This is a genomic window from Sinorhizobium terangae (assembly GCF_029714365.1).
Classification (GTDB): Bacteria; Pseudomonadota; Alphaproteobacteria; order Rhizobiales; family Rhizobiaceae; genus Sinorhizobium; species Sinorhizobium terangae.
Map to the genome: position 1 here is coordinate 3266422 of NZ_CP121659.1, position 15983 is coordinate 3282404.

Genomic DNA, 15983 nt, shown 5'->3' on the forward strand with positions numbered 1-15983 from the left:
GGCGTTCGATCGATCGATCACAGAAAACTCTGCGGATCGATGTCGAGCTGCACGCTGATCGATCCCCTCTCCTTGGGCCCGCCGGCAATCATCGCCTTGACGAAGGCCTGCATGTCGCTGTTGCGCCGTCCGTGGACGAGCAGGCGGAAACGGTGTCGTCCGCGAATGAGCGCGAGCGGCGCCTCGGCCGGACCGAGGATCGAGATGCCGTCGACGCGCGGGGCCGCCATGCGCAGGCCGCGCGCGTGGCTCTCGGCGTCGTTGCGCGTGTCGGCCGAAACGATGATCGAGGCGAGGCGGCCGAAAGGGGGCAGCGCGGCGCGTTCCCGTTCATTGATCTCGCGGTCGTAGAAGGCGTCCGAATCGCCCGAGACGATCGCCTGCATCACCGGGTGTTGCGGCTGATAGGTCTGCAGCAGGCCGAGGCTCTTCAAGCCCGTCCGCCCGGCGCGGCCCGTCACCTGCGAGAGAAGCTGGAACGTGCGCTCCGCCGCACGCGGATCGCCGTTGGCGAGACCGAGGTCGGCGTCGACGATGCCGACCAGCGTCATCAGCGGGAAGTTATGGCCCTTGGCGACGAGCTGTGTGCCGATGACGATATCCGCCTCGCCGCGCGCGATCGCTTCCAGTTCCAGCCTCAGTCGCTTGACGCCCATCAGGTCGGAGGAGAGCACGATCGTCCGGGCCTCGGGAAAATGCCGCTCGACCTCCTCGGCAATGCGCTCGACCCCTGGGCCGCAGGCGACCAGATGATCGAGCGTGCCGCATTCGGGGCAGGCCTCCGGCGTCCTTTCCGAATAGCCGCAATGATGGCACTGGATCTGGCCGCGGAAGCGGTGCTCGACGAGCCAGCTCGAGCAGTCCGGGCACTGGAAGCGATGGCCGCAGACGCGGCAGAGCGTCAGGGGCGCATAGCCGCGCCGGTTCAAAAACAGGAGCGCCTGTTCCCCACGGCCGATCGCCTTGCCGACCTGGTTGAGGAGCACGGGCGAAAGAAAGCCGCCGCGCTCGGGCGGATGGCGGCGCATGTCGACGACGCCGAGATGCGGCAGCGCCGCATCGCCGAAGCGCGTCGGCAGGTGGATCGGCCTGTAGCGGCCCATCTCGCCGTTGACCCGGCTTTCGACAGAGGGCGTTGCCGAGACCAGCACGACCGGAAAGCCGCTGATCCTCCCGCGCACGACCGCCATGTCGCGGGCATTGTAGAAAACGCGGTCCTCCTGCTTGTAGGCGGGATCGTGTTCCTCGTCGACGATGATCAGGCCAAGATCCTCGAAGGGCAGGAACAGGGCCGAACGGGCACCGGCGACGACACGAATCTGGCCTGTCGTCACCTGCCGCCATACCTTCTCGCGCGTTCGCGGTGCGAGATCCGAATGCCATTCGGCGGGCTTCGCGCCAAAGCGGTCCTGGAAGCGTTCGAGGAAACTTGCGGTAAGTGCGATTTCCGGCAGCAGAATCAGCACCTGCTTGCCGGCCCGCAAGGTCGCCGCGATCGCTTCGAAATAGACTTCTGTCTTGCCGGAGCCTGTAATGCCGTCAATCAGGGAAACGGAGAATTTCCCCTCTTCCACCGCCTCCAGCAGGTCGGCTGCGGCGTCCTTTTGCGCACCCTCCAGCCGGGGAGCGGCGAAATCCGGATCGGGCGGGGCGACAACGGGCGGCGGCGGCATGAAGACGGTTTCGAACACGCCTTGCGCGGTAAGGCCATCGACCACGCTCGAAGAAACGCCCGCCGCATGCGCGAGCCCGGACCGCGTCCAGGAAAACCCGTCGTTCGCAGCGGCGATAACGCGTTCGCGCGCCGACGTCATGCGCTCCGGCCGTTGGTCCGTCAGCCGCAGCGCTTCCACCATCGGCTCCGGATCGAAAGCCGTCGGCGCGCGCAGCGCCATGCGTGCGACGAGGCCAGGCGGTGTCACCGTGTAGGCCGCCACCCAGTCGAGAAAGGCCCGCATGTCGCCCGTCAGCGGCGGGCAGTCGAAAACCTTCTCGATCTGCTTCAATTTCTTCGGATCGACCGTACCCTCATCGACGCCGTCCCAGACGACGCCCACGACGAGGCGCGGGCCCAGCGGCACCTGCACGATCGAGCCCGGCTCGACCGCCATGCCATCCGGCACCACGTAGGAATAGGCCTTCGGCGCCGGCATCGGCACCAGGACGGGCACAATGCGGCGGTCGAATACGGCCCCGAATAAATCGGTTGAATCAAGAGTCATTTTGCCGTGACCTTGCCACCGCTTTCAGCTAAAGAAAACTGCGCAGCGAACCGCTGCCTTGTGGATAGCAGGGTTTGTCACGGTTCCATCAGAGTTTCAACGCGCGGTTTCTGCCCGCGGATTTTCCGTCCGGCAGATATGCGCCCGAACGGCAATCATGCCCCAAGGGAGATACCTCCATGAAATTTTTCGTTGATACCGCCGATGTGAAGGAAATCCGGGAACTGAACGATCTCGGCCTGCTCGACGGCGTCACCACCAACCCCTCGCTCATCCTGAAGTCGGGCCGCGACATCGTCGAAGTCACCAAGGAAATCTGCTCGATCGTCGACGGACCGGTTTCGGCGGAAGTGACGGCAACCGAATACAGCGAGATGATGAAGGAGGCGGCCGCGCTTTCGAAGATCGCCGACAACATCTGCATCAAGGTGCCGCTGACGCTCGACGGCCTCAAGGCCTGCAAGGCGCTGACCTCGGACGGCCACCAGACGAATGTGACGCTCTGCTTCTCCGCCAACCAGGCTCTGCTCGCCGCCAAGGCCGGCGCGACCTTCGTCTCGCCCTTCATCGGCCGGCTCGACGACATCGCCTTCGACGGCATGGATCTCATCCGTGAAATCCGCCACATCTTCGACAACTACGGATACGAGACGGAAATCCTCGCCGCCTCGGTGCGCACGGTCAACCACGTCAAGGAAGCCGCCCTCATCGGCGCCGACGTCGTTACCGCACCGCCGGCAACGCTGAAGGCGCTGGTCAAGCACCCGCTGACCGACAAGGGCTTGGAAATGTTCCTGGCCGACTGGGCAAAGACCGGCCAGAAGATCGGCTGATCGGTCGCGTTCAAGGGCGCAGAATTTGAGAGGCCTCGCAGCGATGCGAGGCCTTCGTGCGTTCGGGTCGCCCTGCATGTGATCGGCCCCTCTCCTCGGGTTTAAACCCGAGGACTACAGCGCCGCGCGTCCAATCGGACGCGCCAAGGCCGCTGTAGCACTTTGATTTACTGCATGATTCCTTAAATCGATTCCGATTTAAGGAATCATGCAGTAGCCCTCTCCCCGCAGGCGGGAGAGGGTCCTTCGCCCCGCTTGCGGGGAGAAGATGGCCGGCAGGCCGGATGAGGCGCGGACATGAGAGAGCCGTGCCGTTCAGATCTGGCTGACCGACGGCTGGAACACTGCATCGCTGTCCTCAGCAAGTGCATGGACCGTATGCCGTTCGAGGGCACGCGTAACGTCTGCCGGATCGCCGTCGAGCGCTTCGGGCGCGATCAGATTGCCGACGCGAAAATCGAAAAGGTCGCCCTTCTTGTTCAGAAGTTCATGGAAGACCGTCATGTCGCGCAGCTCTGTCGACCATTTGGCGAACCAGTAGAAGAGGCCGGAATTGCGCGCGCTCATGTGCACCGGCAGGATCGGCAGGCCATATTTGCGCGCAAAACCGACGGCAGAGCTTTTCCATGGACGTTCATTGAGCCGCCCATCAGCCCAATAGGCGATGCGGCCCGAAGGGAAAAGAACGGTTGCCTTGCCCTCTTCGATGGCGCGATTGGTGACCTGCAGCGTTTCGCGGGCCTTGAGCTTGCTCTTGTATTCTTCACGCCATTCGACCGGAATGACCATCTCGACGAAGCGCGGATTGACCCTGATTGCGTCGCGATTGGCGAAGAACATCATGTCCGGCCGGCGGGACTTCAGAAGATCGAATACCGCTATACCATCGGCAATGCCGGTCGGATGATTGCTGACAAGGAGAAAGCCGCCCTTTGCCGGAATGCGCTCGACCTTGTCGACGCGAATGTCGAGCGAAAGCAGCGAGCTCAAGTGTTCGAACGCCTGAAAGCCCGGCATGTTGGCGACCGCATCGGCAAACTCGATCGCCTTGCGATAATTGAGCAGCGTGTAGAGAAAGGGCCGCATGGCCGGCCACAATGGGTGGCGAACGATCTTCTGGCCGCGTTCCGCAATCAGGGTGTCGACGATATGGCCGGGTTGTCCCTGCGAAACCAGGGCAATGACCTCAGCAAAATGCGCGAATCCGCCCCCCATGTCCCGTCTCGCCATAGTCCCATCCGCGTTTGCTGACCGACCATCGCAGTTCAATATGATCGAACAATGACAAATTCCAAGAGTGCAACAGCAAAAAGAAGTGCATTAGCAAAAACATAAGACGCCCGGCGACATAGTGTACGGCACACGGAATCGCCGGAGCGACGATGAACGAGCTACTTGCAATTGGTCACCCCGAAATCATGGCGGAGCGCCAGCGCTGGCTGGCGAGCCTCACCCAGGAACGGCGGCTGTCTGCCAAGACGGTCGAGGCCTATGAGCGCGACACGCGACAATTCCTGACCTTTCTCACCGGCCATCTCGCCGGGCCACCGCGCCTCGTAGATATCCGCGCGTTGCGCCCGGCCGATCTGCGTGGCTTCCTTGCACAGCGGCGCAAACACGGTGCGGGGGCGCGCACGCTCGGGCGCGGGCTGGCGGGCCTCCGCTCTTTCCTGCGCTACCTGGAGAAAAATGGTCTTGCCAACGCCGCGGGCGCTAAGGCCGTACGCTCGCCGAAGCAACCGAAATCCCTGCCGAAACCGTTGACGGACCGCGAGGCGCTGAAGGTCGTCACCGCGGACGCGCAGCTTGCTGAAGAGCCGTGGATCGCCGCCCGCAATGCCGCCGTTCTGACGCTACTCTACGGCTGCGGCTTGCGCATTTCCGAGGCGCTTGCGCTGACGCCCAACGATTTCGCTGGCGCCAGCTCTTCGCTGCGCGTCAGCGGCAAAGGCGGCAAGACGCGAATCGTCCCGCTCATTGCCGCTGCTACCGAGGCCGTGGCCACCTACACCGGGATTTGCCCCTACCATCTCGCCGCCGATGCACCGCTGTTCCGCGGTGCCCGCGGCGCCACGCTCCAGCCGGCGATCATCCAGCGCGAGATGCAGAAACTGCGCGCCGCCCTCGGCCTTCCCGATTCGGCAACGCCGCACGCACTGCGTCATTCCTTCGCGACGCATCTTCTCGCCGGCGGGGGCGACCTGCGCACCATCCAGGAACTGCTCGGCCATGCCAGCCTCTCGACAACGCAGGTCTACACCGGCGTCGATTCGGCTCGTCTCCTGGAAATCTACGATCGCGCCCATCCCCGCGCCTGAAATTCGGCAAAGTACCGGATTAACCAAACGCGTTAAGGAACCCGTGACCCTCGCAGCGTAGGGTTCTGGAGCGGGATGAGGAAAAGTGTGAGCGGTTTTCCGCCCGCATCCCGCTCTAACTTATTAGAATCGATCACGTTGATGATTTTGGGTCGATTCGACCCAAAATCATCGTGATCGAGGGAGCAATTCCAGGAAAGTAGAATTGCGCAGAACCGGTGCCGATGATGACGTTTCCGATCTCAATACCCGTTCGCAATCTTGCCGACAGGCTCGCAGACAGCGCCCTGTGGCTGATCGCGTCCCTCAATCTTCTGGTGCTCGCAAGCCTGATCGCCGCACTGCTTTCCATTTCGGATGCGCGCGCCGCCGAAGAGTCCGCCTGCGGCGGCAGCAACATCTTGACCGGACTGGAACAATCGGACCCGACGCGTCTCGCCGCCCTGCGCCAAGAGGCCGACGCGGTGCCGAACGGAAAGGGCCTCCTCTGGAAAATCGAAGCCCAAGGATCGGCACCCTCCTGGCTGCTCGGCACCATGCACGTCACCGACCCGCGCGTCCTGGCGATGCCGGAAGGTGCGGCGGACGCCTTTGCCAAGGCGGCCATCGTCATCGTCGAATCGGACGAGATCGTCGACGACAAGAAGGCGGCGGCCGCAATCATGATGCGCCCGGACCTGACCATGTTTGCCGGCGACAAGACGATCAACGACTTCCTCAAGCCCGAGGATCGCACCCGCCTGGAAACCGGTCTCAAGGAACGCGGCATTCCGCTGCCGCTCGTCGCCAAGATGAAGCCGTGGATGATTGCAAGTTTCGTGGCGCTTCCGGCCTGCGAGATCTCGCGCAAGGCCGGCGGCGCGTCCTTCCTCGACAAGAAGCTGGCGGAGGACGCCATCAGGGAAGGGAAGGCGCTGAAGGGCCTGGAGACGCTGGTCGAGCAGCTTTCGGCAATGGACTCGCTGCCCGTCGAGCTCCACCTGCAGGCGCTGATCGAGACGCTGGCGCTCGGCAAGACGATTGACGATGTCATGACGACGACGACTGATCTCTATCTCTCCGGCGACACCGGAATGATCATGCCGATGATGAAGTCCGTGTCCTTGCAGACTGCGGCAAAAGACTTTGGTTTTGCCGATTTCGAGCAGCGCATCATCATCGACCGCAACAAGATCATGGCGACACGTGCCGAACCGATCCTGAAGGGCGGCAACGCCTTCATGGCCGTTGGTGCGCTGCACCTCTCCGGCGCGGAAGGCCTGGTCGAGCTCCTGCGTCAACGCGGTTTCACCGTCACGCCGGTAAACTAGAGCGGGATGAGGAAAAGTGTGTGCGGTTTTCCGCTCGCATCCCGCGTCTCATCTCATTAGAGATCACGTTCAACGTCGTTCGTTAAGCCCGGCCAACAATGCCGGGACGATCGTCTTGTGGAAAGGCGTGACGACCGCGAGATAGATGCGGCCGAAAAGATTCCGGCGACGCACCAGAGTCGTGACACTGACCACCTGGCTGTCGGCCGGACCATCACGGACGTCCACGACAACGCGAAAATCCAGATGCCGGTCGTCGAAGCCGAGAACGGCCTTGCGCTCGTCGTCGAGCAAAACCGGAAAGAACCCGATCAAGCCGCGATCCGCGGCGGGTGCAGCGGTCTTCAGCCCGACGGGCGAGACGATGCGGTTGCGAAGTACCAGAAGCGCTCGGACCCAGGCCGGCAAGCGGCCGAGCATGCGCCGGGCCGCCTCGCCCGCCGTCAGCCGCTCGTTCAAAATGAGAAGCTCGTAGCGATCCGCCCAGTCGGCTTCGGGCAGCAATGCGTTCGGAAGATGGGCGGCGACGCTTCGCGGTCTCATGAGCGATCCTCATATCGGCTCGCCCATGTTCGCGTCCCGTGGCGGTGATTAGCAGGGGGCCGCTTGTCGCAGACCCCGGGCCAATTGTCACATGTGGATCGGCTTGAAGAAGGTGGCGAGCGCCGCTTCCTTGACTGCTTCCGACATCGTCGGATGGGCATGGCAGGTGCGGCCGAGGTCTTCCGACGAACCGCCGAATTCCATCAGCACCGCGATCTCGTGGATCATCTCGCCGGCGCCGAAGCCGATGATATGGCCGCCGAGCACGCGGTCGGTTTCCTTATCGGCGAGGATCTTGACGAAACCATCCGTCTGGAGCATCGCGCGGGCACGGCCATTGGCGGTGAAGGGGAACTTGCCGACCTTGTAGGCGACGCCCGCAGCCTTCAGCTCCTCCTCGGTCTTGCCGACGGAAGCGACCTCCGGTTGGGTATAGACGACGCCCGGAATGACGTCGTAGTTCACGTGACCGGCCTGCCCGGCGATGATTTCCGCCACGGCCACGCCCTCGTCCTCCGCCTTGTGAGCAAGCATCGGACCGCGCACGACGTCGCCGATCGCGTAGACTCCGGTCAGGCTCGTCTGGAAGTGACGGTCGATCTCGACCCGGCCACGCGAGTCGAGCACGACGCCCGCCTTGGCAAGGCCCATATTCTCCGTGCACGGCTTGCGGCCGGTCGCGACCAGGACGACGTCCGCATCGAGCGCGGTGGCTTCACCGCCCTTAACAGGCTCGAAGGTGACCCTCGCGCCACTGCCGGGCTTCGCAACGCCGGTCACTTTCGCGCCGAGCTTGATGTCGATGCCTTGCTTCGTCAGCATCCGCTGGAGCTGCTTGGCCACCTCGCCGTCCATGCCGCCGAGGATCGTGTCGAGGAACTCGACCACGGTCACCTTGGCGCCGAGACGCGCCCAGACCGAGCCGAGCTCGAGGCCGATGACGCCGCCGCCGACGACGATCATGCTCTCAGGAACCTTTTCCAGTTTGAGCGCGCCGTCCGACGAAATGATGACCTTCTCATCGAACTCGAACTCGACGCCCGGAATGCCGGCGACGTCGGATCCGGTGGCGATGACGATGTTCTTCGCTTCGAGGACCTGTTCCTCGCCCTTGTCGTTGGTGACGGAAACCTTGCCTTGGCCCAGAACCTTGCCCAGGCCCTGGAAGCCGTCGATCTTGTTCTTCTTGAAGAGAAAGGCAACGCCGTCGACATTCGACTTAACGGTCGCGTCCTTGTGGGCCATCATCTTTTCGAGATTGAGCTTCGGGCTTGCGACCTCCACGCCCAGCGCGTCGAGACCGTGCTGTGCGTGATGGAACATCTCGGAAGCATGCAGCAGCGCCTTGGAGGGGATGCAGCCGACGTTGAGGCAGGTGCCGCCATAGGTGCTGCGCTTTTCGACCACGGCAACCTTCATGCCCAGCTGCGCCGCCTTGATGGCGCAGACATAGCCGCCGGGTCCGCTTCCGATAACGATGAGATCATAAGCCATTTGATAATCCTTGTTTCAGGGCGGCTACCGGCCGCCGCTGACGTTGAGAATTGCTCCCGTCACATAGGTCGCCTTATCCGACAGGAGATAGAGAATTGCATCGGCAACCTCGCCGGTCGTGCCGGGGCGTTGCGCAGGGATCGAGGGCGCCATGTCGCGGGCGCGGTCCGGCAGTCCGCCGGATGCGTGAATGTCCGTGTCGATGATGCCGGGGCGCACCGCGTTCACGCGAATGCCCTCGGCCGCCACTTCACGCGCCAAGCCGACGGTGAAGGTGTCGATCGCACCCTTTGCGGCGGCATAGTCGACATATTGCCCCGGCGCGCCGAGCACAGCCGCGATGGAGGACAGGTTGACGATCGAACCGCCCCGCCCGCCGTGGCGCGTCGACATCCTGAGCACCGCTTCGGCCGCACAGCGGATCGAACCGGTCACGTTGACACGGAACATGCGGTCCAGTCGTTCCGGCGAAATCTCGTCGATGCGTTGTGGCGGGCCGACGATGCCGGCATTGTTGACGAGGCCGTCGAGCCTACCAAAGGCTGCGTCGACCGCGGCGAAGATCGCCTTCACGCCGGCTTCGGAACCGACGTCTCCCTCGATGGCGATTGCGGCACTGCCCGCTGCCTCGACCGCTCGCACCACCTCATCCGCCGCCTGCCGATTGGATGCATAGTTCACGGCGACGCGCCAGCCTTCGCTTGCCGCTGCGATGCAGACGGCAGCACCGATCCCGCGGCTGCCCCCCGTGACGAGAAGAACACGCTCGCCACTCATGCAGCACATCCTTTGAACTCGAAGACGTCGGAGCTGTCGGCGTTCGCCTTGCCCTCGCCCCATGCGCTCGAAGTGCGCAGCGATGGACCGAAACCGGGAAGCAGGAGCTGCTCGGCCGCCGGGGCATCCTCCGCCAGAAGCAGGCCGATGCGGCCGGCCTTGTCGACCGTGTAGATCACACCCTCCCAGACGGTGCAGGCCTCAAGCTCCGCGCCGGTGACGTCGCCCGTCGGGCAGTCATGCATGACGATCCCGTTCGCGCGCAGCGGCTCGCCGGACTGCATCACGACGCCATCGAGCGACAGGCGGGTGTTGCCGATCTTGACCTTGAAGTGATTGCTGGTGACGGCACTTTCCGAGCCGACCGGCTCGAACCGCAACTCGTAGGTGCCGGCAGGGTCGGCATAGATCGCATGCGCCTGGGCACACTGGTCCGCAAGGGCGGGTGCGGCGGCCAGGATGGTCGCGAGCGAAGCGAGGAGAGCGTTCCGGCCCTTCATCGTCAGGCGGCCTTCTCCGTCGCGAGTTTCAACCCGAGCCCGATGAAGACCACGCCGCTTGCCCGGTCGATCCACTTGCTCGCCCGGGTGAAGGCGGCCCGCATGCGCGGTGTCGTCATGAACAGGCTGACACCGACGAACCAGAGGATCAGGCAACTCGCCATCACGAGGCCATAGCCGAACTTGACCATCATCGGCGTATGGGCGTTCACGACCGTCGAGAAGATCGACAGGAAGAAGAACACCGCCTTCGGGTTGAGCGCATTGGCGGCGAAGCCGAGGCCAAAGGCCTTCGCCGGCGACTGCTCGCTGCCTGCCCTGCCCTCTCCGGCATCGACCGCGATCTCCGTCTGGCCGGCGCGGAGCGCCTTGATGCCGATATAGACGAGGTAGGCGACGCCGCACCACTTGACGATGTTGAAGAGATAGATCGACTGGGAAATGATCAACCCCAGGCCGAGAATCGTATAGGTCACGTGGAACATCAGCGATGTGCCGATGCCGAAGGACGTGATGATGGCCTGGCGGCGCCCATGCACCAGCGACTGCCGCATCACCATGGCGAGATCGGCACCGGGCGAGATGATGGCGAACGAGAAGATCGCCATCAGCGATGCGAGTTCGATCAGATAGTGGCTCATGACTTTGCGACCGGTGCGTTGAGGGCCCAGATGTGGCCGAAGGGATCCTGGATGCGCGCATAGCGTGCTTGCCAGAGCGTATCCTGCGGTTCCATCACTGTCGATGCCCCGGCGGCAATCGCCCTGGCATAGGCCTGATCGACATCTTCCGCCTTCGGAAGGTTGATATTGATCGCGACGCTGGCGCCGCCCGCCGTCTTGGGCGAGCTGATGCTCATGCCGAATTCCGGAAACTCGTCATGCAGCATGATCTCGCCGCCGAAGAGGGCGAGATTGGCGTGCATGACGCGCTTGCCGTCCTCGGCCATCTGGTGAAACGTGTTTACCGCGCCGAACGCCTTTTCGTAAAAGGCGATGGCGGCAAGGCCGTCCTTTACGCAGATATGCGCCTGGATCGGGGGAACGTTCGGTTCGAATGCCATGCTTTTCTCCTCCGTCTAGATGAGAATGCCCGCAAGGATCAGCGCCAGCCCCACTGCCGATACAGCCCAGATCGCCGAGCGAATGCGCCCGAGCCCGCCGACATAGACCGGCAGATAGGAGGCGCGCGCCCAGAACCAGATTGCGGCGCCCCACTGCGTCAGCAGTCCATTGCGCCCGGTGAACTCTACCACGACCACCAGCACGATGAAGATCGGGTAGGTCTCATGAAAGTTGCGAAGCGCGCGGCCGGCGCGCGCCGTCAGCATGTTCGGCCGTTCTTCCCGATCGCGATTGGGATCCTGGTCGATGACGCCGTGCTGCAAGCGATAGGCACCAGCCTGCGCCAGCATGTAGATGAAAGCCAGCACCGCGCTGGCGAGCAGGTAGGTCAATTCCAGCGACATCCGCGCACCCGGAAGAAGAAGGGGGGGCTGCTTGTCGCGCCCCCGCCTGTCTTAGAGATCGAGCACCAGCCGCTCCGGATCTTCCAGGCTTTCCTTGACGCGCACCAGGAAGGTGACCGCTTCCTTGCCGTCGACGATGCGGTGATCGTAGGAAAGCGCCAGATACATCATCGGACGGATGACGACCTGTCCGCCGATCGCAACCGGGCGGTCCTGGATCTTGTGCATGCCGAGGATGCCGGACTGCGGCGCGTTGAGGATCGGCGAAGACATCAGCGAGCCATAGACACCGCCGTTCGAGATGGTGAAGGTGCCGCCCTGCATGTCGGCCATCGACAGCACGCCATCGCGGGCAGCCTTGCCGAGGCGACCGATTTCCTTCTCGATCTCGGCGATCGACATCTGGTCGGCATCGCGCACGATCGGCACGACGAGGCCCTTGTCGGTGCCGACGGCGACGCCGATGTGGCAGAAGTTCTTGTAGATGATGTCGGTGCCGTCGATTTCGGCGTTGACTGCCGGGAGCTCCTTCAGCGCATGGGTGACGGCCTTGGTGAAGAAGCCCATGAAGCCAAGCTTGACGCCGTGCTTCTTCTCGAAGATGTCCTTGTACTTGTTGCGGAGGCTCATCACCGCGCTCATGTCCACCTCGTTGTAGGTGGTGAGCATGGCGGCGGTATTCTGCGCGTCCTTGAGGCGCTTGGCGATCGTCTGACGCAGTCGCGTCATCTTGACCCGTTCTTCCCGAAGGGCATCCTCGGCCGGCGCCGGCGCACGCGCCTGAACCTTCGCCGGTTCGGCCGCGGGAGCGGAAACGCCCTTAGCAAGGGCAGCGATCACGTCACCCTTCAGCACCTGGCCACGCTTGCCAGTACCGTCGATCTGCTCGGCGGCGAGGTTGTTTTCCGCGATGAGCTTGGCGGCAGCCGGAGCCGGCGGCATCGACGTCGGCGCCTGCTGGGCCGGCGCGGGAGCGGCCGGCTGCGGAGCCGGAGCGACAGCAGCGGGTTCAGGCTTTTTCTCCGCCGGAGCCGGAGCTGCGGCCGCAGCACCGGCGCCTTCGGCGATCTGGCCGAGCAGCGCACCGAGGCCGACGGTCTCGCCCGCCTGCGCCACGATTTCGGAGAGCGTGCCGGCCGCCGGTGCCGGAACTTCGATCGTTACCTTGTCGGTCTCGAGCTCGAGGATCGGTTCGTCGGCCTTGATCGCATCGCCGACCTTCTTGAACCAGGTGCCGACGGTCGCTTCGCTGACGGATTCGCCAAGAGTGGGAACGCGGATTTCTGTTGCCATGATTTTTGTTCCGTTGATCAGATATCTGTTTCTAGCTCTTTGAGTTACGCACTTCCGGACGGAAAACCGCTATGCACTTTTCCTGGAAGTGCTCCAGCGATTGGCAGACCGTGGGGAGCCGATCAGCCCCCCAGCGCGTCCTCGAGGAAGGCGGCAAGCTGCGCCAGGTGCTTCGACATCAGGCCGGTTGCCGGCGAAGCGGCGGCCGGACGGCCGGTGTAGCGCACCCGCTGATACTTGGCATCGATATGGGCGAGCACCCATTCGAGATAGGGATCGATGAACGACCAGGCGCCCATGTTCTTCGGTTCTTCCTGGCACCAGACCATCTCCGCATTGCGGAAGCGGCTGAGCTCGTTGATCAGCGCCTTGGCCGGGAACGGATAGAGCTGCTCGACGCGCAGCAGGTAGATGTCGTCGATGCCGCGCTTCTCGCGTTCCTCGAGCAGGTCGTAATAGACCTTGCCGGTGCAGAGCACGACGCGGCGGATTTTCGAATCCTTCTGTAGCTTGATCGGGCCGTCCTTGATGACTTCCGCATCGTCCCAGAGCAGCCGGTGGAAGGAGCTCTCGCCCGCCATTTCGGAAAGGCTGGAGACCGCCCGCTTATGGCGCAGAAGCGACTTCGGCGTCATCAGGATCAGCGGCTTGCGGAAGTCGCGCTTCACCTGGCGGCGCAGGATGTGGAAGTAGTTCGCCGGCGTGGTGACGTTGGCGACCTGCATGTTGTCTTCCGCGCAGAGCTGCAGGAAGCGTTCGAGGCGTGCGGAGGAGTGCTCCGGCCCCTGGCCTTCATAGCCGTGCGGCAGCAGGCAGACGAGACCGGACATGCGCAGCCACTTGCGCTCGCCCGACGAGATGAACTGGTCGAATACCACCTGAGCGCCGTTGGCGAAGTCGCCGAACTGGGCTTCCCACAGCGTCAGCGCATTCGGGCGCGCAAGCGAATAGCCGTATTCGAAGCCGAGCACCGCCTCTTCCGAGAGCATCGAGTTGATGACCTCGTAGCGCGCCTGGGTCGGCGACAGGTTGGCGAGCGGAATGTAGCGCTCTTCCGTCTGCTGATCATAAAGAACCGAGTGGCGTTGCGAGAACGTGCCGCGCTCGCAGTCCTGGCCGGAGAGGCGGATCTTCGTGCCCTCGGTGACAAGCGTGCCGAAGGCGAGCGCTTCCGCCATTGCCCAGTCGATCCCCTCACCGGTCTGCACCATGCTGGCGCGGTTTTCCATGAAGCGCTGGATCGTGCGGTGGGCGTTGAAGCCGGCCGGGATCTCCGAGATCTTACGGCCGACTTCCTTCAGTTGCTTCATCGGCACCGAGGTCTTGCCGCGGCGCTGCTCATCCTGGTTGTCGGCCGTGCGCAGGCCCGACCAGACGCCGTCGAGCCAGTCGGCCTTGTTCGGCTTGTAGGACTGGCCTATCTCGAACTCCTGCTCGAGATGAGCGCGCCAGTCCGCCTTCATCTTCTCGGCCTCGCCCTCGGTCATCAGACCTTCGGCGATCAGCCGTTCGGAATAGAGCTGGACGACCGTCTTGTGGGCGCGGATGGCCTTGTACATCTTCGGCTGCGTGAACGCCGGCTCGTCGCCCTCGTTGTGGCCGAAGCGGCGGTAGCAGAACATGTCGACGACGACCGGCTTGTGGAACTTCATCCGGAACTCGGTCGCGACCTTGGCCGCGTAGACGACGGCTTCCGGATCATCGCCGTTCACGTGGAAGATCGGCGCTTCGATCATCTTCGCCACGTCTGACGGATAAGGCGAGGAGCGTGAGAAGGCCGGGTTCGTGGTGAAGCCGATCTGGTTGTTGATGATGAAGTGCACGGTACCGGCAACGCGGTGGCCGCGCAGGCCGGAGAGGCCGAGGATTTCTGCGATGACGCCCTGGCCGGCAAAGGCCGCGTCGCCATGGAGCAGCATCGGCATGACCTTGACGCGTTCGCGCAGCGGAATGATGTCGCCTTCGAACACGGTCGCGATCTGGTCCTGCTTGGCGCGCGCCTTGCCCATGACGACCGGGTTGACGATTTCGAGATGCGACGGGTTCGCGGTCAACGACAGGTGCACCTTGTTGCCGTCGAATTCCCGATCGGACGAGGCGCCGAGATGGTATTTCACGTCGCCGGAGCCTTCGACGTCGTCCGGTGCGTAGGAGCCGCCCTTGAATTCGTGGAAGATGGCGCGATGCGGCTTCGCCATGACCTGGGAGAGAACGTTCAGTCGGCCGCGGTGGGCCATGCCGAGGACGATCTCCTTGAGGCCGAGCTGGCCGCCGCGCTTGATGATCTGTTCGAGCGCCGGGATCAGCGATTCGCCGCCGTCAAGGCCGAAGCGCTTGGTGCCCTTGTACTTGACGTCGATGAACTGCTCGAAGCCCTCGGCTTCGATGAGCTTCTGCAGGATCGCCCGCTTGCCCTCGGGCGTGAATTCGACGCCCTTGTCCGGTCCCTCGATCCGCTCCTGGATCCAGGCCTTCTCTTCCGGGTTGGACATATGCATGAACTCGACGCCGATCGTCGAGCAATAGGTCCGCTCGAGGATTTCGACCATTTCGCGCACGGTCGCGTATTCGAGGCCGAGAACGTTGTCGATGAAGATCTTGCGGTCGTAATCCTTCTCTTCGAAGCCATAGGTCTTCGGCGAGAGTTCGTCATAGTCCTCGACCGGGTCGGCAAGTCCGAGCGGGTCGAGCTTGGCATGCAGGTGGCCACGCATGCGGTAGGCGCGGATCATCATGATGGCGCGGACCGAGTCGCGCGTCGACTGATGGACCTCCGCTTCGCTCACGGGGACACCGGCGACGGCGGCTGCTTCCTCGGCCTTGGCCTTGACCTTCTTTTCGATGACCTTCTCAACGACGCCCCAGTCGCCGTCGAGCGCCGACACGAGTTCGCCGTTTGCGGCGATCGGCCAGTTGCTTTTCTTCCAGGAGGCGCCCTTGGCGGCCTTCACAACGTCTTCCGGCCGGTCGGCGAGCGCCTTGAAGAAGGATTGCCATTCGGACGAAACGGAGGACGGATCCGCTTCGTAACGCGCATAGAGCTGCTCGATATAAGCAGCATTGGCGCCATCCAGAAACGATGTGAGCTGGAATTGCTCGTTGGCCTCTTGCCTTGTCATGGTCTTTCGCGAACCCCTGGTTCGCCTCCTGACTGAAGTTGGGATGCCGGGTCTTCCCGGTCGTTCATGTTTATTCGGCGCTTTTTAGTGCACCAAGCTTGCGTCA

At 63.3% G+C, this 15983-nt stretch carries 14 protein-coding genes; 3 read left to right on the forward strand and 11 right to left on the reverse strand.

Annotated features, from left to right (window positions below; all coding sequences use genetic code 11):
• Window positions 1-17: 17 nt before the first annotated feature.
• A complete protein-coding gene (locus tag QA637_RS15465) occupies window positions 18-2222 on the reverse strand; it encodes a primosomal protein N' (RefSeq protein ID WP_283062187.1) in 2205 nt (734 codons plus the stop codon).
• A 179-nt stretch (window positions 2223-2401) separates the two neighbouring features.
• Here QA637_RS15465 and fsa point away from each other — a divergent pair, with 179 nt between their 5' ends.
• Window positions 2402-3055 carry a fructose-6-phosphate aldolase gene (fsa, locus tag QA637_RS15470; RefSeq protein ID WP_136508991.1) on the forward strand — a complete coding sequence of 218 codons (654 nt, stop codon included), beginning with the start codon at window positions 2402-2404 and terminating at the stop codon, window positions 3053-3055.
• A 315-nt stretch (window positions 3056-3370) separates the two neighbouring features.
• Here the strand turns inward: fsa and QA637_RS15475 are convergent, their stop codons facing one another.
• Window positions 3371-4285: a GNAT family N-acetyltransferase gene (locus tag QA637_RS15475; RefSeq protein WP_153436687.1), complete on the reverse strand. Its 915-nt coding sequence runs from the start codon at window positions 4283-4285 to the stop codon at window positions 3371-3373.
• A 152-nt stretch (window positions 4286-4437) separates the two neighbouring features.
• Here QA637_RS15475 and QA637_RS15480 point away from each other — a divergent pair, with 152 nt between their 5' ends.
• Both QA637_RS15480 and QA637_RS15485 read left to right on the forward strand, forming a co-directional pair.
• Window positions 4438-5373, forward strand: a complete 936-nt coding sequence (locus QA637_RS15480; RefSeq protein WP_283062189.1) for a tyrosine recombinase XerC — start codon at window positions 4438-4440, stop codon at window positions 5371-5373.
• A gap of 224 nt (window positions 5374-5597) precedes the next feature.
• Window positions 5598-6683 (forward strand): TraB/GumN family protein, encoded by a 1086-nt coding sequence (locus QA637_RS15485; protein WP_283062191.1) that lies wholly within the window; start codon window positions 5598-5600, stop codon window positions 6681-6683.
• Between the two features lie 69 nt (window positions 6684-6752).
• Here the strand turns inward: QA637_RS15485 and QA637_RS15490 are convergent, their stop codons facing one another.
• The 9 genes from QA637_RS15490 to QA637_RS15530 form a co-directional block, all read right to left on the reverse strand.
• On the reverse strand, window positions 6753-7226 hold the full coding sequence (locus QA637_RS15490; RefSeq protein ID WP_153436690.1) for a DUF2867 domain-containing protein: 474 nt from the start codon (window positions 7224-7226) through the stop codon (window positions 6753-6755).
• Between the two features lie 87 nt (window positions 7227-7313).
• Window positions 7314-8720: a dihydrolipoyl dehydrogenase gene (lpdA, locus tag QA637_RS15495; RefSeq protein ID WP_283062193.1), complete on the reverse strand. Its 1407-nt coding sequence runs from the start codon at window positions 8718-8720 to the stop codon at window positions 7314-7316.
• A gap of 24 nt (window positions 8721-8744) precedes the next feature.
• On the reverse strand, window positions 8745-9497 hold the full coding sequence (locus QA637_RS15500) for an SDR family oxidoreductase (protein ID WP_283062195.1): 753 nt from the start codon (window positions 9495-9497) through the stop codon (window positions 8745-8747).
• Window positions 9494-9997, reverse strand: a complete 504-nt coding sequence (locus QA637_RS15505; RefSeq protein WP_283062197.1) for a hypothetical protein — start codon at window positions 9995-9997, stop codon at window positions 9494-9496. The genes QA637_RS15500 and QA637_RS15505 overlap by 4 nt, the downstream gene beginning before the upstream one ends.
• A gap of 2 nt (window positions 9998-9999) precedes the next feature.
• Window positions 10000-10638 (reverse strand): LysE family transporter, encoded by a 639-nt coding sequence (locus QA637_RS15510; protein WP_283062199.1) that lies wholly within the window; start codon window positions 10636-10638, stop codon window positions 10000-10002.
• Window positions 10635-11060 carry a VOC family protein gene (locus QA637_RS15515; protein WP_283062201.1) on the reverse strand — a complete coding sequence of 142 codons (426 nt, stop codon included), beginning with the start codon at window positions 11058-11060 and terminating at the stop codon, window positions 10635-10637. The genes QA637_RS15510 and QA637_RS15515 overlap by 4 nt, the downstream gene beginning before the upstream one ends.
• Before the next feature lie 15 nt (window positions 11061-11075).
• On the reverse strand, window positions 11076-11465 hold the full coding sequence (locus tag QA637_RS15520; protein ID WP_283062204.1) for an MAPEG family protein: 390 nt from the start codon (window positions 11463-11465) through the stop codon (window positions 11076-11078).
• 51 nt (window positions 11466-11516) lie between these two features.
• On the reverse strand, window positions 11517-12758 hold the full coding sequence (gene odhB / locus QA637_RS15525) for a 2-oxoglutarate dehydrogenase complex dihydrolipoyllysine-residue succinyltransferase (RefSeq protein ID WP_283062205.1): 1242 nt from the start codon (window positions 12756-12758) through the stop codon (window positions 11517-11519).
• 122 nt (window positions 12759-12880) lie between these two features.
• Entirely contained in the window at window positions 12881-15877 is a 2997-nt protein-coding gene (locus tag QA637_RS15530) for a 2-oxoglutarate dehydrogenase E1 component (protein WP_283062207.1), read from the reverse strand.
• Window positions 15878-15983 lie beyond the last annotated feature (106 nt).